Source organism: Pseudogemmobacter faecipullorum (genome assembly GCF_020539525.1).
Lineage (GTDB): Bacteria > Pseudomonadota > Alphaproteobacteria > Rhodobacterales > Rhodobacteraceae > Pseudogemmobacter > Pseudogemmobacter faecipullorum.
Window position 1 is genome coordinate 166229 of record NZ_JACDXX010000008.1, and the last position, 20545, is coordinate 186773.

The following is a 20545-nucleotide window of genomic DNA, read 5'->3' on the forward strand; positions in this document are numbered from 1 at the left end:
CGGGGGTTGAATGTTCATCCTGAGGTTTCTTGCCCGTCGCCTGCTGCAGGGCGTGATTATCGTTTTTCTCGTCTCGGCGCTGATCTTTACCCTTCTGCGCGTGGTGCCCGGCGATCCGGTGCGCCTGATGGCGGGCGGCATGGCCCCGGAGGCGCTGATCGAGGAAATTGCCACAGAGATGGGGCTGCGCGACCCGATCCCGGTGCAGTTCTCCCGCTATATCACCGGGGTTTTCCAGGGTGATTTCGGCCAGAGCTTCGTGCGTCCGGCCTCGGGCGCGGCAGTGGGCGGGGCCAGTTTCAACGACAGCACCCGCGGCGAGCGGGCAAGGGTGCTCGACCTGATCGCCCAGACCGCGCCGATGACCATTCAGCTGGCGCTGCTGGCTATGGTCTTCGCGCTGATCCTCGCTTTACCGATTGGCATTGCCGGCGGGCTGAACCCCGGGCGCTGGCCCGACCGCATGGCGCTTTACCTGTCGTCACTCTTTGTCAGCCTGCCGAATTTCTGGCTCGGCATTGTGCTGGCGCTGGTGGTCTCGGTGAAATGGCAGCTCGTGCCCTCGATCGGCTATCACGGCTTTGCCTATACGATCCTGCCCGCCTTCGTGCTGGCGATTGAGATTGCGCCTTTCCTGATCCGCACCCTTACGGTCTCGGTCGCGGGCGTCATGGCGCAGAATTTCATCGATATCGCCCGGGTGCGCGGCCTGTCGACGCGCCAGATCATCTTCCGCCATGCGCTGAAGAACGCCTCGGTTCCACTGCTGAACCTGATCGGGGTGCAATTCTCGATGCTGCTGGGCGGCGTGCTGGTGATCGAATTTATCTTTGATTACCCGGGCCTTGGCCTGCTGACGATCAATGCTGTGATGCAGCGCGACTTCCCGCTGATCCAGGGCATTGCCATCATCACCGCCGCCGCCTTCGTCCTGATCAATATCGTGGTTGACCTCGCCGCAACCGCCATCGACCCGAGGCTGGATTACTGATGTCTGTCACCTCACTCACCCCTGAAGATCGCCTGGTCCGGGCGCAGACCGTCTCGTCGCGGATCTGGCGGCTGGCCTTCTCCTCAGTCGAATTCCGCATCGGCCTTGTGGTCTTCGTGCTGCTGGTGCTGGCCGCCGCGCTTTACCCCGGGATCAGCGGCATCGATCCGGTCAAACTCAGCGTGCGCGAAAAGCTGATCCCGCCGCTGTTTCTGGGCGAGGGCTGGACCCTGAAACACCCGCTCGGCACCGATCAGCTCGGCCGCGATATGCTGGCGCGCGCGCTGGTGGGGCTGCGCTATTCGCTGCTGATCGGCGTGGCGACCACGGTTCTGATGCTGATCACCGGGGCACTGATCGGGCTGTTTGCCGGCTATTATGGCGGGCGGGCTGATATGGTGCTGATGCGGCTGACCGATGCGCAGCTGGCCATTCCGATGATCATCCTCGCCATCACCATTCTCGGCGTCTCGCGCCCGACCATCCCCTCGATCATCCTGGTGCTCGGCCTGGCGGGCTGGCCGGTCTATGCAAGGGTGATGCGCTCCACCGTAATGGCCGAGGCGCGCAAGGAATATGTGCGCGGCGCCATGGTGCTGGGCGCCACCAATCTGCGCATCATGTTTTTACTGATCCTGCCGCTTTTGCTGCCGCCAATGGCCTTTGTCGCCGTGCTCGATATCGCGCGGATGATGATCTTTGAAAGCGTACTGGGCTTTATCGGCCTCGGCGTGCAGCCGCCCACCCCGACTTTCGGCAATATCATCGCTGACGGGCGCAAATACATCATGAATGCCTGGTGGATCGCCACCATGCCCGGCGCCTTCATGGTGCTGACGCTGACCAGCATCAATCTGATGGGGGCCGCACTCGAACGCGCCCGCAATAAAATCTACGGAGGGGCATGAGCATGGAAACTCCGGGCAAAACCGAACCCGTGCTGAAGGTCAGCGGCCTTTCGGTCGCAGCGGGCGGGCGTGAAATCCTCTCGGATATCTCCTTCGAGCTGCATCCGCGCGAAATCCTGTCGGTGATCGGCGAAAGCGGCTCGGGAAAAACCGTGCTGGCGCGTGCCATAGCCAGCTGGCTCTCGGATCCTTTGCGCATCACCGGCGGCTCGGTCCGCTTTCGCGGCACCGATCTGCTGCGCGATCCCGGCCTCGCCCGGCGGCTGGCCGGGCGCGAGATCGCCTATGTCGGCGGCAATCCGGCGGGGGCGCTCGACCCGACCATGACCGTGGGGTCGCAGCTGGTCGAGAAGCTGCGCGCGGTGCGGCCCGAAATTTCCGCCGCCGAGGCGCGCAAAAAGGCGATCCGCCTGCTCAATGCCGTGCGCATTCCCGCTGCCGCCAGACGCTTTGACGAATATCCCTTCCAGTATTCCGGCGGCATGATGCAGCGCGCGATGATTGTCGATGCGCTGATCTCGGATCCGGCGCTGCTGATCGCCGATAACATCACCCAGCCGCTCGATGTGACGGTGGCCGCGCAGATCCTCAAGCTGATGCGCGAACTGAATGCCGAATTTTCGACCGCCGTGCTGTTCATCTGCTCCTCGCTGCCGGTGGCCTGTGATGCCTCTGACCGGGTGATGGTGCTGAATGCGGGCCGCGTCGCCGAAATCCAGACCCCGCCCCGGCTGATAGCGGCCCCGCAAAGCGCCTATACCGCACAGCTGATCCGCGAACTGCCCCGGCTCTGGGACGACAGCCCGCACAGCCCGCGCGCGGTCGCCGCCGCGCCGGTGCCGGTGCTCTCGATCCGCGATGTTGCCAGGGCCTACCACATCCGCCGCCGCGGCGAGGCCCGGCTCTCGGTGGTCCAGGCGGTTCGCAATGTCTCATTCGACGTGTTCCAGGGCGATAATTTCGGCGTGGTCGGCGAATCCGGCTGCGGAAAATCCTCGCTGATGCGGCTGCTGACCGGGCTGGAGCGGCCCGACCGGGGCGAAATCCTGTTTGACGGCGAGGATGTCGGCTCGGCCAGCCCGGCCAGGCTGCGTCAGATGCGGCGCAAATTCCAGCTGGTGCTGCAAGATCCCTATGGCTCGCTGCCACCGCAATGGCCGATTGGCAAAATTCTGGAAGAACCGCTGAAAATCCACGGGCTCGGCACAGCCGGCGAAAGGCGCGAGCGCGCCCGGGCGGTGATGAATGAGGTCGGCCTGCCCGAAAGCCTCTGTCACGATCTGACCAGCCGCCTCTCGGCCGGGCAGCGCCAGCGGCTGAACGTGGCCCGCGCCATGATCCTTGAGCCAAAACTGCTGATCATGGATGAAACCCTCTCGGCGCTCGATCAGACCGAACAGGGCAAACTGCTTGATCTCTTCGAGCGCCTGCAGGCCCAGCACGGCTTTACCTATATTTTCATCTCGCATGATCTGACCATGGTGCGCCGGGTCTGCTCGCGCATTGCGGTGATGTATCTGGGCGAAGTGGTCGAGGTAGCGCCCAATGAGCGGCTGTTTTTCGACCCCGGCCATCCCTATAGCCGCGCCCTGCTCTCGGCAGCCCCGACGCTTGAGCCACGGCGCTATCGCCCCGAAGACTGCCTGCTTGAGGGCGAGCCGCCCTCTCCGATCGATCTGCCGCCCGGCTGCGCCTTTGCCGGACGCTGCCCGCATGCCTTTGAACGCTGCTCGCGGGAAAATCCTGCCCTGAGCGATCGCGGCAACCGCGCTCTGGCGGCCTGTTTTCTTAATGACCTGACCCCCGGCACTATCGAGACGGAGAAGACCTATGCCTGAGACCAATCTGCCCGGCAAAATCGATGCGGCCCTGCTGAACGCGCTGATGGAGAAAGTCTCGGAATTTGGCGCAACGCCGATGGGCGGGGTGGATCGTCCCGCGCTCAGCGATGCCCATGCCGCGGCGCGCAACTGGTTTTCCGCCGAAATGGCCGCGCGGGGCTATCAGATCAGGATCGATGCCATCGGCAATCTCTTTGGCCAGATCGATCTCGCCGGTGAAGGCGCGCCGCTCATAATGCTCGGCTCGCATATCGACAGCCAGCCGCTTGGCGGGCGGTTTGACGGCGCCTATGGCGTCATGGCGGCGCTCGCGGCAATTGAGAGCTACCGCGCCTGGTGCTCCCGGACCGGAACCCGGCCGAAATGCAATTTCTGCGTGGCGGACTGGATGAATGAGGAAGGCGCGCGCTTCACCCCCAGCCTGCTCGGCTCTTCGGTCTTCTCCGGTGAAAACAGCCTTGAATTCGCTTTGTCGCGCCAGGACCGCGACGGTAAAAGCGTGGCCGATGAGCTGGCGCGGACCGGCTATGCCGGCACTGATACCGCCCCCGAGCCGGTGGCCTATCTTGAGGTCCATATCGAAGGCGAATCCGAACTGGAACAGGCCGGTCGCCATATCGCGCCTTTCGCCCGCCACTGGGGCGCGCTGAAGGTGAAGATTGAGGTGACGGGCGAACAGGCCCATACCGGCCCGACGAAAATGGCTTTGCGCAAGGATGCGCTGCTCGGCGCAGCCTATATCATGGCCGAACTGCGCCGCCTCGCCGATACCGCACCCGATACGCTTTATACCTCCTGCGCCAGGCTCGATATTTCGCCCAATTCCGCCAATATCGTGCCGGAAAAGGTGGTGATGTTCTGCGAGCTGCGCGCGCCCGAACAGAATATGCTCGACTGGTCCGAGGCGGGCCTGCGCGCCGCTTTGCCGGGCCTTGCCGAACAAGCCTTCGTCAGCGCTGAGATCGTCTCGGTTGACCGCCGTCCCGCCGGGCGCTTTGACAGCCGTCTGATCAGACTGGTCGAACGCGGTGCCGATGAGAACGGCTATGGCCGGCTGGAACTTGACACTGTCGGTGGTCATGACGCGGTCACGATCCAGCGCCGCATCCCCGCTATTGTCTTCGTCGTGCCCTCGGTCGACGGGGTGATCCACCGCTATAATGAATATACCAGCCCCGAGGATCTCGCGAAGGGCGGCGATGTTCTGGTGTCGATGATCCGCCGCATAGATGCGGCCGGCGGCAATCTCGACAAGGCCGTCAGCATCAATTTCTGAGCGGAGAAGCCAATGAACGCCATCCTCTCTGAGGCGGATTTCACCAGGGTGATCGCCGGACTTCCGGGTGCCGGGGGGGCTGTAACCCGCCCGGGCCCTGTGGCACTGGCCTCGCCTTCGGGGCGCGGGCTGGAGGGCGAGGGCGTTTTCCTCGACCTGGCCGGAGGCGGGAGCGGCTATCTCAAGCTGTTTCACCCCGAAGTGCTGCCATTTTTCGATCTTGCCACCGGCTTTGAGGTGGCGCGGCGCGCCGGGGCGGCCGGGATCGCCCCCGCCGTGCTCTGGTCCGATACCGCCGCCGGGGCGATCCTCTTTGCCGCAGCCCCCTCTGGCTGGCGCGAGGCAAAGCTGTCCGATTACCTCTCTCCTGCCCTGCGTCAGGCCAAGCTCACCGCCTTGCGCCGCCTGCATGAATTGCCCGCGACCGGCCAGCGGTTTGACGCCTTTGCCCGTACTGACGCGCTGATCGCCGAAGCCCGGGCCCGCCAGATCGCACTGCCCGAGGATCTCGCCTGGTGTATGGAGCTGCTGGAAGCGGCGCGCCCGGTGCTTGAGGCCGCGCCGCTGGCTTTATGTCGCAATGAGGGCACGGTCTCAAACCTGCTCATCGGCCCAGGGGCTGGGGTGATGCTGATCGATTTTGACCGCGCCGGGCTGAATGACCCGATGTATGATCTCGGCGCGGTGCTGGCGGAAATGTGCGTCGAAGAACGCGATATGGAACAGGCCTTCCTGTATTATCGCGGCAAATCTGACCCGGCGGGCTTTGCCCGGGCCAGGATCTGGTCGGCGCTCGATGATCTGATGCATGCGCTCTACTGCCGGGTTTTGGGCCATATCTCCGGGCGTAAAGCCCTGGAATGGCTGAAATTCGGCGAATGGCGGCTAATGCGCGCCCGCCTCATGCTCAGCCATCCCGGCTTTGAAGAGAAAATCCGTATCGCGAAGGGAGAGGCCTGATGCAGCTACTCGGCAGCGCTCTGACCCAGGCGGAGCATGATATTGAGGCGGCGATCCGGCAGGCCCGGGCGCTGTTCGGCCCGGATGCCAGCTACGCCCCGGTCGGCGGCGGCATTTCCAATTCCAACTGGCGGGTGCGCTCGGCCTGTGGCCGCAACGACTGGTTCGTGAAAATCCCCGGCAATGGCACCGAAATGTTCATCGACCGCATCGCGGCAATGGATGCCTCACGCAAGGCAGCCGCGGCCGGGCTCGGGCCAGGGATCTATGAGGATCTGGCCGATCAGGGGATCGAGATCAATGATTTCATCCCCGACCGCCGGGCCTCGACCCATGCCGATTTCGCCGATCCCAGCCGCCGCGCCGCTGCCATTGCCGCCTATCGCCGGATGCATGATCTGCCCGCGCTTGGCCTGACCAAAACCGTTTTCGATATGATCGACGAGCATCATCAGCAGATGCGCGACCTGCAGGCCCCCTTCCCTGCAGATTACGACTGGATCGCGCTCAATACCCGCATGGCGCGCGAGGCGATGCAGGCTTCGGGCCTTGATCTGGTGCCTTCGTTCAACGATCCGATGCCCGGCAATTTCATGCTCGGCGCCGATGGATCAATCATGCTGATCGATTACGAATATGCCTCGATGAATGACCGCTGCTATGATCTCGGCATCTGGTTTGGCGAGATGTTTTTCACAGCTGAGATCGAGAATGAGCTGATCGAGGAGTATTTCGGCCGGGTCACGCCCGAGATCCTCGCCCGGGTCACGGTGCATAAGGCGCTGGCCGATGTGAAATGGGGCGCCTGGTCGATGGTCCAGCTTCAGGTGTCGAAGCTGGATTTCGATTTTTATAAATATGGCGTCTGGAAGCTGATGCGCTTTCGTCAGATCACCGGCGATTCCCGCTGGAGAGAGCATCTGCGCCGCCTCTGACCGTCGCGGCCTGCCAGCAGCCATCGCGCGCGCCGGCAGGCCCCCCCCCTGCCCCGCGCGCGGCGCTGAAGAGAATCTGCAGCACAGGAAAAGACCGATTCTTCACGGGATTCGCCTTTGACAACCGGGGCTTACCCCGCCGTACCGGCGCGAATCCTCCCGGCCAGGCCCGGCTTTTCACAGCAAAACCCGGCTTTTCTCCGTAAAACCGGGCACTGTGGCCCTGTCCAGCGCACGAGGATTGTTTTTACTTGCACGAATCCCGCAGCTGTAAGAGTAATATACGCTAAAGACAGAATAAGACGGCCAAAAGCGTAACAACGTGGCTGCGGAGCAGAGAATGACCCGGGACAGAATCGATCGCCTTATCGGCGACCATGCAGCGCGTCTTTCAGAGCGGTTGCAAGCGCATCGTGAGCAGCTCTTCCCGCCGGATGCGCGCCGGGTTCTGCGCAAATTCACCAGTGGCGAAGTGGCCGATCTGCTGGGCGTGAAAGACGCCTATCTGCGCAAGCTCAGCCTCGAGGGCCGCGGCCCCCAGCCCGAGACCCGCACCGGCGGGCGGCGCTGGTATTCGCCCGAGGATATCCTGGCCTTGCGCCAGCTGCTGGAAAAGGGCGCCAAGGCCCCGGGCACCTATCTGCCCGGGCGCCGCGCCCATGCCGACGGGCGCGAGGATCATCTGCAGGTGATCACGGTGATCAATTTTAAGGGCGGGTCGGGGAAAACCACGACATCCGCCCATCTGGCGCAGAAGCTGGCTTTAGACGGATATCGTGTGCTTGGCATCGATCTCGACCCTCAGGCCAGTTTCTCGGCCCTGCACGGCTTCCAGCCCGAATTCGACCTGCCCGATGGCGGCACGCTTTACGATGCGATCCGCTATGAGGATCCGGTCGGCATGGCCCAGGTGATCCAGAAGACCTATTTCCCCAATCTCGACATCATCCCCGGCAATCTCGACCTGATGGAATTTGAGCATGACACGCCGCGCGTGCTGTCTCAGGGCAAAGGCGAGATGTTCTTCACCCGGGTCTCGGAACGCCTGGCCGAGGTCGAGGCCGATTATGATGTGGTGGTGATCGACTGCCCGCCGCAGCTCGGCTTTCTCACCATGTCGGCGCTCAGCGCCGCAACCGCCGTTCTGGTAACGGTTCATCCACAGATGCTCGATGTGATGTCGATGTGTCAGTTCCTGCTGATGACCTCAAACCTGCTGGGCGTGGTGGCCGATGCGGGGGGCGATATGTCCTATGACTGGATGCGCTATCTCGTCACCCGCTACGAGCCAGGAGATGGTCCGCAAAATCAAATGGTTGGCTTTATGCGTTCGCTCTTTGGCGACAATGTTCTCAACCATGCCGCGCTGAAATCCACCGCGATTTCCGATGCCGGCATCACCAAACAGACCCTTTATGAGGTCGACCGCTCGGCCTTCACCCGCCAGACCTATGAGCGGGCGCTGGAAAGTCTGAACGCGGTCAATGGCGAAATTTCTGACCTGATCCAGCAGGCCTGGGGCCGCGACGGGAGGCGCTGAACATGGCACGCAAAAACCTTCTCGAGGGGCTGATCTCAGCCAAAGGCTCCGGCACGACCAGTTCCGCCGCCCCCCTCGCCGCTTTCTCGCCCGCCAGCGCACCGCGAATGAACAAAGGCGCGATCGGCGCGGTCGGCCAGTCGATTGCCGAGCTGAAAAGCCGTGCGGTTTTTGAGGTCGCGCCCGAGCTGATCGATAATGCCGGTCTCGAAGACCGCATCGGCGGCGAAGATGACGGCATTACCGCCCTCGCCGATTCCATGGCCGAATATGGCCAGCAAGTCCCTGTTCTGCTTCGCAAAAGCCCCTCGCATGAGGGGCGTTATGAGGTGGTCTATGGCCGCCGCCGGGTCGCCGCACTGAAACAGGCCGGCCTGCCGGTCAAAGCCATGCTGCGCGAGCTGAATGACCGCGATCTGATGATTGCCCAGGGCCAGGAAAATGCCCTGCGCAAGGATCTCTCCTTCATCGAGCGCGCCAATTTCGCCCGCCAGATGCGGGATTCGGGCTTTGAGCGCAAAGTGATCTGCGATGCGCTGGCGGTGGATAAGACCGTGATCAGCCGGATGCTCAGCGTCGCCGATGCCCTGCCAACCGGGCTTTTGCATGCGATCGGCGCCGCCCCCGCGGTCGGGCGGGACCGCTGGCTCGAGCTGGTCGAGCGGATCCGAGATCGCGACATTGATGCGGTAATCAACGCGGTCAGCGGCGAAAGTTCGGATCAGCGCTTTGAGACGATCTTCCGCAAACTGGCGCCGCGCCGCCCTGCCCGCCCGCGCGCGGAACCGCCCGAGGCGATTCTCGGCGCCGGTCACAAGATTCTCGGAGAGTTCAGCCGCAAAGACGGCGCGCTGACCCTCAGCTTCAGCGCCCGCGACAGTGACGGGTTTGAGGATTGGCTGCTCACGCATCTCGCTGAGCTGCATCAGGAATTCCTGGATAAGGGGCAAAAGCCCTGATCCGGCAATACAGGCAGAAACAACAACGGAGGCACCAGACGGCGTAAAACAAAAACCCCCCGGAACGATGAACATTCCGAAGGGCCTTAGTCAGATCTAGCACATCCTTTCTAATGCCATTCGTTGACAGCTGTCAACTCGTCGATTCGACGGGGTAAGGTTTTGCACCCGCGTGAAACAGGATGCAGCACATCCCTCTGACGCCCTTTGGGCGGCGGCCGGTTGCGGCCGGCCCTCTGGCAGCTATGGCGCTGTCAGGGACCGATACCGCTTACCCATCGGTCAATAAATGGCAGATCCAGCGCGATCTGGTCACCGCCCGCATGGCTTTTAACCTGTCAGACCGTGATCTGGCGGTTCTGGCCGCGCTGATCTCTTTCTGGCCCGAGGATGAGCTGCCGGCGCAGAATGCGGTGGTTTTCCCCTCGAACCTGACGCTCTCCTCACGGGCGCATGGTATGGCGGAAAGCACCCTGCGGCGTCATATCGCAGCCCTTGTCGGTGCAGGCCTGATCCAGCGCCGCGACAGCCCGAATGGTAAACGCTACGCCATGCGCTATGGCGCCGCGCCGCGCGCCTATGGCTTTGACCTCTCCCCCCTCACCCGCCAGGCCGAAAAAATCCGTCTCCATGCCGAGACCGCGGTCGCGGATGAGGAACGGCTGAAAGCGAGGCGCGAGGCGATCGTCCTGCAGCTGCGCGACTGTGACCGGCTTCTGCCCGCGGCAAAACCGAACCCCTGTGATTTCAATCAGCTCTCTCAAGGCATCCTGCAGGCCAAAGGCCAGCTGCGCCGCAAGATGACGGCCATGCTGCTGCAGGAACTGTCACTGCAGGTCGAAAATATCTTCCTGCAGATCTCCAATCTTATCCCCAGCCTGACCCTCGCCGAAGAACAAGTGAGCGGCAATGACGACCAAAATGAGCGGCACATTCAACATTCAGACAGAGTAAATATTGAATCAGAACAGGCTGCGGAGAAAATCGCTGAACCAGCTGAAACCGCTCGCGATAAAGAAAGCGGGCTGACGCTTGCTCTGGTGCTGGAAGCCTGCCCTGAAATCCTGCCCTATTCCCGCGAGGGCATCCGCCACTGGCAGGATCTGCTGTCAGCCGCCTGCTTCCTTTATGCGATGCTGGGGATTTCCGATCACACCTGGCGCGACGCCTGTCAGCGCATGGGGCCAACCAATGCCGCAATCACCCTCGCCTGCCTGCTGCAGAGCAACGAAAAGGTTAAAAACCCCGGCGCCTATCTCAGACGGCTGGCGCTGAAAGCCTCGGCCCAGGCCTTTAGCCCCGGGCCAATGGTGCTGGCCCTGCTTCGGGCCCGAAACAGCCGGGAGATCTGAGCCAGTGGTCCCGAAGTTGCCATTGTTGACAGCTGTCAACTTTCTCGCTTCTTTGCCCGAAATGCCGGGCATGCGGCCTGCGAAACCTCAGCCTTTCTCTACAGGGGGCAGCGTAAGATGAGACGAGAGGGTCACAGCAGAACGGCCGGGCTTGCATCGGGCAAAAAACCGCCGCATTCAGAGCGGGTGACATCAGAAACCGCCCCCCTCCGCCCTTCGCTGACAGCTCTCGGCTGGTCAAACTTCTTTGCCGAACAGATCACGGCGGCGGAGACCGGGCTTATAGCGCTGCGGATCTCTTCGGTGCATCGGGCCCGGATGGGGGCGCAGTCGGATCAGGGGCCTCTGCGACTGAACCTGCCGCCAAAGACCAATACTGCCGATTATGCGGTGGGTGACTGGGTGCTGGCCGAGCCGGAAAGCCATCTGCTGATCCGCCGGCTGGAGCGTAGCAGCCTGTTGCAGCGCCGCACCGAGGGGGCGCGGTTTCAGCAGCTGATCGCGGCCAATGTCGATACGCTTTTCATCGTCACCTCCTGCAATGACGATCTCAACCCGGCCCGGCTCGAACGCTATCTGGCTCTGGCCAATGAGGCGGGAACCGAGCCGCTGATCATTCTGACCAAAGCCGATCAGGTCCAGGATCCCGAGAGCTACCGGGCCCGGGTCACCGGATTGCAGCGCGGGCTGCAGGTGGTGACGCTTGACGGCACCTCGCCCGAAGCCCGCCGGATCCTCTCGCCCTGGTGCGGGCCGGGGCAGACGGTGGCGCTGGTCGGCTCTTCCGGAGTGGGCAAATCCTCGCTCCTGAATACGCTTACTGAAAAGCGTGGCGCCGAGGCGCAGCTGACCGGCTCGATCCGCGAGGATGATGCCAAAGGCCGCCATACCACCACTTCGCGCTCGCTGCATGCGATTGCCGGCGGTGGCACGGTGATTGATACGCCCGGCATCCGCACCCTGCATGTCAGCGATATTTCGGTCGGGCTTGAGGTGTTGTTCGCCGAGATCACCGAACTGGCGCCGCAATGCCGTTTTCGCGACTGCAGCCATGCGCATGAGCCGGGCTGCGCGGTTCAGGCGGCGGTGAAAGCCGGAGATCTGGACCCGGCGCGGCTGGATCGCTGGCGTAAGTTATTGGAAGAAAACACAGAAAATACCCCCATTATGACCGGGCCAAGGGGCAATCGGGTGGTGAAACCGGCCGGAAAGCGGCGCTGAGCCCCGGTTCAGCCGGTTTTCTGCTCGCGGCTGAGAGTTTCGCTGATCGCGCGGGCCTGACGCAGGGCCAGCGCGGCAATGGTCAGGCTGGGATTGACCGCCATTGAAGTGGCAAAGGCCGAGGCATCGGCGATCCAGAGATTTTTCATGCCGTGAATGCGGCCCCGGGCATCGGTGACCGAGGTTTCGGGGCTGTGGCCCATGCCAAGGGTGCCACAGGGATGGCCAAGGTTGGGCTCGGCCAGATCGGAGAGAAAGACCGGCCGCATGCCGCGAAAGGCGCGGCGGATCTGGCGGCGGAACTGCGCGCGCCTCGCATGGGCCTCGGGCGGGACCGAATAGTGAAAGGCGATGCGGCGCGGTGCTTCGGGGGAGAAGAGCAGCCGGTTTTCCAGGCTGGGGAAATCCTCCATCTGGCCGTCAAACAGCGCGGCATTGCCGAGCAGCTGGCTGATCAGCCAGGCCGGAATGCGCAGCGACTGCCGGATCAGCGGCGAGTGCCAGCCACGCCCGAGCGCGCCCATACGCAGGAAATGCAGCATCTCGCCGAAAGAGATTTTAATGCCCATCGACTGCACCATGCCGAGCCGCTGGCCCTCAAACCGGTAAAAATCGCGAAAGGCGAGGGTTTTCGAGATTTCGGCCGTGCCTGCGCGGCCTGGCCAGACCATGAAACGCTGCGAATAGTGAAACATCAGCCGCCGGCCAACCAGATCATGGCGATTGCCGATGCCCTGAGGCCAGGCCTGACTGACCGAGGCGCGCAGCAGTCCGGGCGAGGCATAGGCCCCGGCGGCCAGAATGACATGACGGGCGCTGACGCGGTGGCTTTTGCCCTGATGCTGATAGTCGACGCCACTGATCTGATCGGCCCCGGCTTCAAACCGGGTGACTGCGGCCCGGGTCAGCAGCCGGACATTGCCGGTGGCGAGGGCGGGCTCGATCCCGGCCGAGCGGCCATCCATTTTGCAGGCGAGGGGGCATTTGCGGCCATAGCAGGATTGACAGCCGGGCAGACAGGCGGTGCCGGAATGCAGCCGGTAGGGATGCATGCCATTGGCCTCCAGCCGGCGGATCACCCGCTGATCTGAGGCCGAGAGCGCGGGCGGCGGGCGCAGGGCAGGGCAGGGGCGCGGGTCGAGCGGATCGGGGCTGCCGCAGACCTGAAAGCGGCGCTGCGCCTCGTCATACCAGGGGGCAAGATCGGGCCAGCTGAGCGGCCAGCCCGGTGAGATGCCGCCTTCGATCGGGCCGATCTCATCGGCGGAGGGGCGCTCGAGCGTGGCGGCATAGAACACCGATGTGCCGCCGATGCCGCAGCCGAGCGGTGCGTGAAAGCTGCCGGAGCGCCCCTCGACCTCGGCCTCTACCCGGTCGGGCCAGGCGCCGTTCTGCAGCCGCTCTTCGGGGTCTTCTGCCAGGCTCAGCTGGCTGGTATCGCCGCGCGACCCGGCTTCGCCTGCCTCAAGCACCAGGACTTTATGCCCCGCCTCGCCAAGCGCGCGGGCGGCGGTGCCGCCGCCGATGCCGCTGCCAATAATGACACAATCGAAATCCGGCATTGCGGGCACCTGTGCGAAAGGCAGCGGCGACAGATCGGGAAAGGCTGCAGAATGCCTGAGCCGGGGCAGGGCCGTAAACCACGTTCTGAAGCGGCTGCTGTTTCACGCCGATGCCCGCGGGATTATGACATCAGATATACAGGGCCGGGTGGTTGTATGCGGGCTGCAAAGCCAGGGCTCAAACGATCGCTCCGGCCAGGGAAGGGGCCGTCAGCCTGCGGACAGCGGGTTCAGAGAAAAGGGCCTGACGTGATCCCCGGGGGCTTGGGCCTGCTGCCTGACGCGGCTGCAGGCGCTGAATGACAATCCCAGCGCTGCCCCGGAGCTGGGGAGGCGGCTATTCTGCAGATTTTGAGGCAGGGTCCGGTCGCTGCGGCCCGGCGATCCGGGGCCTGGCCATCAGCTGAACGCTTTTGGCCATGCCTCAGAGGGGCTGAAGGCGGGGGCCGGGGCGCGCTGGCGTTGCTGTGTCCCTGAGGCGAGGGCCGGGCTGCAATCGAGATGCGTGACCTGGTTAATGCAAAAGATTAAAAATGGTCTTTAAGCTGCTCTGATCACTTATTTTTCTGCCATATCATCTGCCGCGTCTCAGGGGCTGCCAAACACCCGCGCGCTCTGCCCCTTGACCCAGTTTCGCGCGAACTGGACGAAAGCGCCATGCAGCCGGGTGCTTTTCACCCCGCGCGTGGATAAAAGCCCCAGCCGCAGCACGCTGTCAGTGCCGGTCAGCGGGATGAACCGCATCGGCGTGCCATCCGGGGCGACATTGCGGTTCGGGCGCATATTGACGATGGAATAGCCAAAGCCATTGGCCACCAGGCTGCGCATCACCGCCATATCCCGGGTGCGTTCGGCGACATTGGCATGCAGCCCGGCCCGGGTGAAGAAAGACAGGAAATAATCCGTACTCAGCGGCAGATCGAGCAGCACCATCGGATGCGGCGCCAGCTCATCGACCGTGACCTCGCTTTTGGCCGCGAGCGGATGATGCTCGGCCAGCGCCACCAGCGGCGGCATTTCAATGAGGGAATCAAAGACCAGATCGCGCGGCAGGCTGAGGTCATAGGTGAGGGCGAGATCAATTCTGGCCTGACGCAGCAGGCTGAACAATTCGGGCTGATCGGCCTCGGTCTGACTGATGCGCACCTCGCTATAGGTCTCGACAAAGCCGCGCCGCAGCCCGGGAAGCAGCACCTGGGCAAAGGTGCTGAGGCAGCCCACCGCCAGCGGACCGCGCACAAAGCCCGAGAGATCCCCGGCCAGATCGCGCAGGCCTGCGGCTTTTTGCAAAACCTCGCGCGCTTCGGCGATGATCTTCAGCCCGGCCGGGGTCGGGCTGAGCCCCTGGGCATGGTGGCGTACGAAAAGCCTGAGACCCAGTTCCTGTTCGAGCTGCGAAATTCCGGCCGAGATCGAGGGGGAAGAGACATTCACCCGCTGCGACGCCGCAGCGATGCTGCCGGTTTCGCCCACGGCCACGAAATATTCCAGCTGACGCAGCGTATAGCGAAGTGGCATTCAGATCCCTGTTCCAGGCCCTCCGCAGCGGTTCTGCCAGGGCTGGTGCCACGCTCGGCGGTGCAGAAGGCGCTGTCAATGGATACTGCGGCGCGGCGGGGGCAATGCTTTGCGAATGCCTAAGCCCTGCTGCATGAAATCGTAATTTCCGGGGCAGGGGGGCCAGGACTAGGGTCGGCCAGAATGGTGCCGGATTGCGGCGCCGGCCTGCCCTGACAGCCTGGAAGGATAGCTGATGAGCGTAGAAACCATCGACACGCTGGTGATCGGCGCCGGTCAGGCCGGCATTGCGATGAGCGAGCATCTGAGCGCGGCGGCGATCCCGCATCTGGTGATCGAGCGCGACCGTATTGCCGGGCGCTGGCGCAATGCCCGCTGGGATTCGCTGGTGGCGAATGGCCCGGCCTGGCATGACCGCTTTCCGGGGCTGGAGTTTGAGGGAGATCCCGGGGCTTTCGTGGCCAAGGATAAAGTGGCCGATTATTTTGAAAGCTATGTGCAGAAGTTCAGCCTGCCGGTGCGCTGCGGCATTGCGGTCGGGCGACTTGAGCCAGAACAGGGCGGGCCGGGCTACCGCGTTGCCACTTCGGCCGGCGAGATCCTTGCCGGGCGGGTGGTGGTGGCGACCGGGGCGTTTCAGCTGCCGGTGATCCCGCCGGTCCTCGCGCCGCGCGAGGGGCTGAACCAGATCCATTCGGCGCAGTATTTTAACCCCGGACAACTGCCGCAAGGTGCGGTTCTGGTGGTGGGGGCGGGCTCTTCCGGGGTGCAGATCGCTGATGAGCTGAATCGGGCGGGGCGGCGCGTCTATCTGTCGGTCGGCGCGCATGAGCGCCCGCCGCGCGCCTATCGCGGCCGCGATTTCTGCTGGTGGCTGGGGGTGCTGGGCAAATGGGATATGCCGGCCCCCGCGCCGGGAACGGCGCATGTGACGATTGCGGTCAGTGGCGCGCGGGGCGGCGAGACCATTGATTTCCGGCGGCTGGCGCTGGAGGGGATCACCCTACTTGGGATGACCGGAGCGGAAGCGGGCGGCAGGCTGAGCTTTGGGGATGATCTGGTGCAGAACCTGAACCGCGGCGATGCCAGTCTTTTTGCGCTGCTTGATGAAGCCGATGCCTATGTCAGCCGCCAGGGGCTGGATCTGCCCCTGGATCCCCAGGCGCGCCAGCGTTTCCCCGATGCCGCCTGTGTGCGTGAGCCGATCCGCGCACTTGATCTCGCCGCCGAAGGCATCACCAGCGTGATCTGGGCCACCGGCTACCGGGCGGATTACAGCTGGATTGCGGCAGATGCCTTTGATGCGGCGGGCCGGCCGCTGCACAGCCGTGGCGTCTCGGCCCAGCCGGGGCTTTATTTCCTCGGCCTGCCCTGGCAGTCGCGCCGTGGCTCAAGCTTTATCTGGGGGGTCTGGCATGATGCAAAATATATTGCCGATCAGATCGCTATTCAGCGCAGCTATATGGCGCATCACCATGCGCAGAGCGGCGAGGCCCCTCGGCTGATGCCAGATCGCCGGGGGTGAGGCAGGGGGCAGGGGGGAGCGCGGCAAGAGCTGCAGGGCAGGGGGCAGCCCTGCCATCTTCAGCGCAGCGGCCCGACCTGGCCGGTTTCGGTGATGATATAATCCATCGCAATATCGTGGGGCTGCGGAAAAATGGTGGCGAGCTTTGCCGATGACAGGCCGACGCCCACCACCACCGGCTTTCTGCCCCTCGCCCGGCAGGCAGCGAGGGTGCGGTCGAAATATCCGCCGCCATAGCCGAGGCGATAGCCCTCGCTTTGCCAGCCGACCAGCGGCGCCAGCATGAAATCGGGATCGGCCTCTGCCGTGCTTTCGGGCACGAGGATGTTCCAGTGGCCCCGGATCATCGGCGCCCCGGGATGCCAGGGGCGAAAGATCAGCGGCCTGGCAATGGTCTCGACCACCGGCAGCGCCGCCTGCGCCCCGCGTGCGCTCAGCGATCCAAGCCAGAAGCGCAGATCGGGCTCGGATTTTATCGGCCAGTAGCCGGAGATCACTTTGCCTGTGAGATCGGGAAAGAGCTCCTCCAGCAGGCGGTCCAGCCCATGGGCGATGGCGGTGGCAATTGCGGCGCGCGCGCTGCTGCTGATGGCGGCGCGGGCCGCGAGCAGGCTGCTGCGCTGTGCTTTGCGCCAGCGCATGACATCGGTGGCCTGTTGCGGCTCGACCGCCAGCGGATCGAAATAATCCGGCGCGATCTCAGCGGCGAGGCAGGGCGGCGAGGCAGGGGAGCGCGCCTCTGGTCTGGAAGTCATGACATTTCCCTTTGCGAAAACACCGGGAGGAACACAGGCCGTGCCTGGCTATTATGCCATGGTTTCGGGATTTCGGCAGGGGTTTTGACGCGCCGGGCGGCTGCTGTGTGCCTGGCACGGGGGGCAGAGGCGGCAGCCAGTGCCGCAGCCCCAATCCGGCACCGGCACGGCCGAGGCCGGGATGTGAGCGGCAGATCCGCGGTTCAGGCCTGGCAGAGCGTCCCGGCTTCTCTGCCAGGTTCTGCGCCGGGCCTGCCGGGTCGGGCCGCGAATGAGCGCTCCGGCGCCCGCAACGCTGCGCGCCGGTTTGGCGCAACAGGCGCGGCTCTGGCAGGGTGATCGCTCAACGGGCCGAAGCGCTGATCATCGCCGCGGCTTTTTCTGCCAGCATCATCACCGGCGCATTGATATTGCCCGAGGTGATATTGGGGAAAACCGAGGCATCGGCCACCCGCAGCCCGCGGATGCCATGCACGCGCAGCTCGGCATCCACCACCGCGCGCGAGGGATCCGGCCCCATCGTGCAGCTGCCGCAGAGGTGATAGATCGAGCCGCCCTGCTCGCGCAGATAATCGAGCATCTCGCTGTCGCTGGCGGTCTGCAGACCGGGGCTGACCTCTTCAACCGTGATCGCCTTCAGCGCCGGGGCCTGCATGAACCGCCGGATCAGGCGGCTGGCCTCAATCACCTCGCGCTGGTCGCGCTCGGTGGCGAGGTAATTGGGCCGGATCAGCGGGGCAGCACGCGGATCGGCCGAGGCAAGTGAGATCCGGCCCCGGCTTTGCGGGCGGCAGGCGTTGAAGGCCAGCAGGAAGCCCGGATAGGGTTCGGGCTCCAGCTTTGCTTTGACGCTGGGCGGGATGCGGTAGGACATCGGGTTGAAATAGAGCTGAATATTCGGCGCATCCACCGCCGAAGCGGTGCGGAAGAAGCCGCCGGCCTGATTGACGCTGAGCGCCAGCGGCCCCGAGCGCGCCAGCAGATAGCGCATTCCGGCCCGCAGTTTCCCCCACCAGGGCCGCAGCTCATCATTCAGCGTTGGCAGGGTCGAGCGGTAATAATAGCTGGCGCAGAGATGGTCCTGCAGCCCCTGGCCCACGGCGGGCAGCGCGGCCCTGAGCGCGATGCCATGGCGCGCCAGCTCCTCAGGGTCGCCGATCCCCGACAGCATCAGCAATTTGGGCGAGCCGACAGCCCCGGCCGAGAGGATCACCTCGCGCGCCGCGCTCAGCTGCTCTGGGCCGTCGGGGGTCTGGAGTTCGACGCCCGTCGCGCGGCCGGTGTCATCGATCAGGATCCGCGTCACCTCGGCCCGCAGCCGCAGCGTCAGATTGGGGCGTTTCAGCGCCGGGGTGAGATAGGTTTTCGAACTGGACTGGCGTTTGCCCCGGGCGATATTGGTCTCATAGATCCCCGCGCCCTCAAAATCGGCGCCGTTGAAATCATCGCTGAGCGGCAGATCCAGCTCGCGCGCGGCCTGCAGGAAGTGATCACAGATCGGATGGGTCTGTCCCTTCATCGGCGTGATGCCGACCGGGCCGCTGGCGCCATGCCATTCCGTCTCGCCCGCCGGATGCTGTTCCAGCTTTCTGAACCAGGGCAGGACATCGTCATAGCCCCAGCCCGGATTGCCCGCCGCCTTCCAGTCGTCGAAATCCTGGCGCTGGCCACGCACCCAGATCATCGCATTGATCGAGCCCGACCCGCCCTGGACCTTGCCGCGGGGGGTGTAAATTTTCCGCCCGGCCATGCCCGCTTCCGGCTCGGTCGAATACATCCAGTTGGTCTCGGGGTTAAAATAATTCCGGGCATAGCCCGCCGGAATGTCAAACCAGAAGGAGCGGTCGCTGCCGCCGGCTTCGAGCAGCAGGACGCGGGTCTTCGGGTCCTGGCTCAGCCGGGCGGCGAGGATCGAACCGGCCGAGCCCGCGCCGATGATGATGTAATCGTAAGTCATGGGTCAGGCCTTCGCCGGGGGTTCTTTCCAGGAGGTATCGGACTGGGCTTTGAAATCATGCGGCGCCTCCCACATCGAAAGATGCAGGCGTTTGTCGCTATAGGGCGAATGCGCCTCGATCACCTCGCGGTTGAGCGTGATCCCAAGGCCCGGCTTGCCGGAGGGGATGATCCAGCCATCGGACCAGGTCAGGCCTTCCTCCAGCACTTCGGCATGGAAGCCATCCCAGCGCCGGATGCTTTCCTGGACGAGGAAGTTCGGGGTTGCGGCGGCCAGCTGAATACTGGCCGCCGCCCCCACCGGCCCGTTATAGAGATGCGGCGCAATCTGGGCGTAATGCACCTCGGCCAGAGCCGCGACCTTTTTGCCCTCGAGAATGCCACCGACCCGGCCAAGGTTCATCTGCAGGATCGAGGCGCCGTTATTGCGCAACAGGTCGTGGAATTAATATTTCGTGGTCAGCCGCTCACCGGCTGCGATCGGGATCGAGGTGTGATCCGCGACGCGGCCCATAGCCTCGCTCTGGCCCGGCGGCACCGGCTCCTCGAACCACAAAGGATCATATTGCTCGAGCCGTCGCGCCAGCCGGATCGCGCCGGAGACCGTCATCTGGCCATGGGTGCCGAACAGCAGGTCGCAGCGATTTCCCACCGCCTCGCGGATGCGGCGGCAGAAGGTTTCGGAGCGCTCCATCTCTTCGAGCGAGAGCTGATGCCCGCCCATCACCGTATAGGGCCCTGCGGGGTCGAACTTCAGCGCGGTGAAGCCCTGTTCCATATATTCGAGCGCGCAGTCGACGCTGAGTTCGATATTGGAATAATCGTGCTCGCCCCTGGCGTTCTTTGGATAAAGATAGGTATAGGAGCGCAGCTTTTCATGCAGGCGGCCGCCGATCAGCTCATAGACCGGCTTGCCCGCCGCCTTGCCGATAATATCCCAGCAGGCCATTTCCAGCCCCGAGACAATGCCCATCATCGTCAGATCGGGACGCTGGGTGAAGCCGCTGGAATAGGCGCGGCGGAAGAATTTTTCGATATGATGCGGATCTTCGCCAGCGAGCAGGCGATCAAACACATCCTGGATCGCCGGGACCATCACCTTTGGATGAAAGGTGGCGGCATAGACCTCGCCCACCCCCTCGATCCCGTCATCGGTCTTCAGGGTGACGAAAATCCAGTACATGCCGCCGATATGCGGCGGGGGTACGGCGACGATATCAGTTTTAACGGATACGAGTTTCACAGA

General features: G+C 63.8%; 15 protein-coding genes and 1 pseudogene. 11 read left to right on the forward strand and 5 right to left on the reverse strand.

Going from position 1 to position 20545, the window contains the following annotated elements; translation table 11 throughout:
* Nucleotides 1-10: 10 nt before the first annotated feature.
* The 10 genes from H0485_RS10615 to rsgA all read left to right on the forward strand — a co-directional run bounded on the left by H0485_RS10615 (nucleotide 11) and on the right by rsgA (nucleotide 11983).
* Nucleotides 11-991 (forward strand): ABC transporter permease, encoded by a 981-nt coding sequence (locus H0485_RS10615; RefSeq protein ID WP_226935356.1) that lies wholly within the window; start codon nucleotides 11-13, stop codon nucleotides 989-991.
* Nucleotides 991-1899: an ABC transporter permease gene (locus H0485_RS10620; protein ID WP_226935358.1), complete on the forward strand. Its 909-nt coding sequence runs from the start codon at nucleotides 991-993 to the stop codon at nucleotides 1897-1899. The genes H0485_RS10615 and H0485_RS10620 overlap by 1 nt, the downstream gene beginning before the upstream one ends.
* Nucleotides 1896-3737, forward strand: a complete 1842-nt coding sequence (locus H0485_RS10625) for an ABC transporter ATP-binding protein (protein WP_226935360.1) — start codon at nucleotides 1896-1898, stop codon at nucleotides 3735-3737. The genes H0485_RS10620 and H0485_RS10625 overlap by 4 nt, the downstream gene beginning before the upstream one ends.
* Nucleotides 3730-5016 carry a Zn-dependent hydrolase gene (locus H0485_RS10630; protein ID WP_226935362.1) on the forward strand — a complete coding sequence of 429 codons (1287 nt, stop codon included), beginning with the start codon at nucleotides 3730-3732 and terminating at the stop codon, nucleotides 5014-5016. The genes H0485_RS10625 and H0485_RS10630 overlap by 8 nt, the downstream gene beginning before the upstream one ends.
* Before the next feature lie 12 nt (nucleotides 5017-5028).
* Nucleotides 5029-5976 (forward strand): phosphotransferase family protein, encoded by a 948-nt coding sequence (locus H0485_RS10635; protein ID WP_226935364.1) that lies wholly within the window; start codon nucleotides 5029-5031, stop codon nucleotides 5974-5976.
* Entirely contained in the window at nucleotides 5976-6911 is a 936-nt protein-coding gene (locus H0485_RS10640) for a choline/ethanolamine kinase family protein (RefSeq protein WP_226935366.1), read from the forward strand. Before H0485_RS10635 ends, H0485_RS10640 begins: the two co-directional genes overlap by 1 nt.
* A 322-nt stretch (nucleotides 6912-7233) precedes the next feature.
* Nucleotides 7234-8451 (forward strand): plasmid partitioning protein RepA, encoded by a 1218-nt coding sequence (gene repA / locus H0485_RS10645; RefSeq protein ID WP_226935368.1) that lies wholly within the window; start codon nucleotides 7234-7236, stop codon nucleotides 8449-8451.
* Between the two features lie 2 nt (nucleotides 8452-8453).
* Entirely contained in the window at nucleotides 8454-9410 is a 957-nt protein-coding gene (gene repB / locus H0485_RS10650) for a plasmid partitioning protein RepB (protein ID WP_226935370.1), read from the forward strand.
* 182 nt (nucleotides 9411-9592) lie between these two features.
* Nucleotides 9593-10762 carry a plasmid replication protein RepC gene (repC, locus tag H0485_RS10655; protein ID WP_226935372.1) on the forward strand — a complete coding sequence of 390 codons (1170 nt, stop codon included), beginning with the start codon at nucleotides 9593-9595 and terminating at the stop codon, nucleotides 10760-10762.
* A gap of 186 nt (nucleotides 10763-10948) precedes the next feature.
* Nucleotides 10949-11983 (forward strand): ribosome small subunit-dependent GTPase A, encoded by a 1035-nt coding sequence (rsgA, locus tag H0485_RS10660; RefSeq protein ID WP_226935374.1) that lies wholly within the window; start codon nucleotides 10949-10951, stop codon nucleotides 11981-11983.
* Nucleotides 11984-11991: 8 nt separating this feature from the next.
* On the opposite strand, the gene H0485_RS10665 is transcribed toward rsgA, so the two are convergent.
* Nucleotides 11992-13545 (reverse strand): FAD-dependent oxidoreductase, encoded by a 1554-nt coding sequence (locus tag H0485_RS10665; RefSeq protein ID WP_226935376.1) that lies wholly within the window; start codon nucleotides 13543-13545, stop codon nucleotides 11992-11994.
* Nucleotides 13546-14133: 588 nt separating this feature from the next.
* Complete coding sequence (locus tag H0485_RS10670) at nucleotides 14134-15063, reverse strand: LysR family transcriptional regulator (protein WP_226935378.1); 930 nt, start codon at nucleotides 15061-15063, stop codon at nucleotides 14134-14136.
* A 235-nt stretch (nucleotides 15064-15298) separates the two neighbouring features.
* On the opposite strand from H0485_RS10670, the gene H0485_RS10675 reads away from it, so the two are divergent.
* Entirely contained in the window at nucleotides 15299-16588 is a 1290-nt protein-coding gene (locus H0485_RS10675) for a flavin-containing monooxygenase (RefSeq protein ID WP_226935380.1), read from the forward strand.
* A gap of 59 nt (nucleotides 16589-16647) precedes the next feature.
* On the opposite strand, the gene H0485_RS10680 is transcribed toward H0485_RS10675, so the two are convergent.
* The 3 genes and pseudogenes from H0485_RS10680 to H0485_RS10690 all read right to left on the reverse strand — a co-directional run bounded on the left by H0485_RS10680 (nucleotide 16648) and on the right by H0485_RS10690 (nucleotide 20482).
* The gene (locus tag H0485_RS10680) at nucleotides 16648-17343 is read right to left on the reverse strand and encodes a 5-formyltetrahydrofolate cyclo-ligase (protein WP_226935381.1); all 696 of its coding nucleotides are present in this window, start codon (nucleotides 17341-17343) and stop codon (nucleotides 16648-16650) included.
* 343 nt (nucleotides 17344-17686) lie between these two features.
* A complete protein-coding gene (locus H0485_RS10685) occupies nucleotides 17687-19300 on the reverse strand; it encodes a GMC family oxidoreductase (RefSeq protein WP_226935383.1) in 1614 nt (537 codons plus the stop codon).
* A 3-nt stretch (nucleotides 19301-19303) separates the two neighbouring features.
* A pseudogene (locus tag H0485_RS10690) lies at nucleotides 19304-20482 on the reverse strand (mandelate racemase/muconate lactonizing enzyme family protein).
* Nucleotides 20483-20545: the final 63 nt, after the last annotated feature.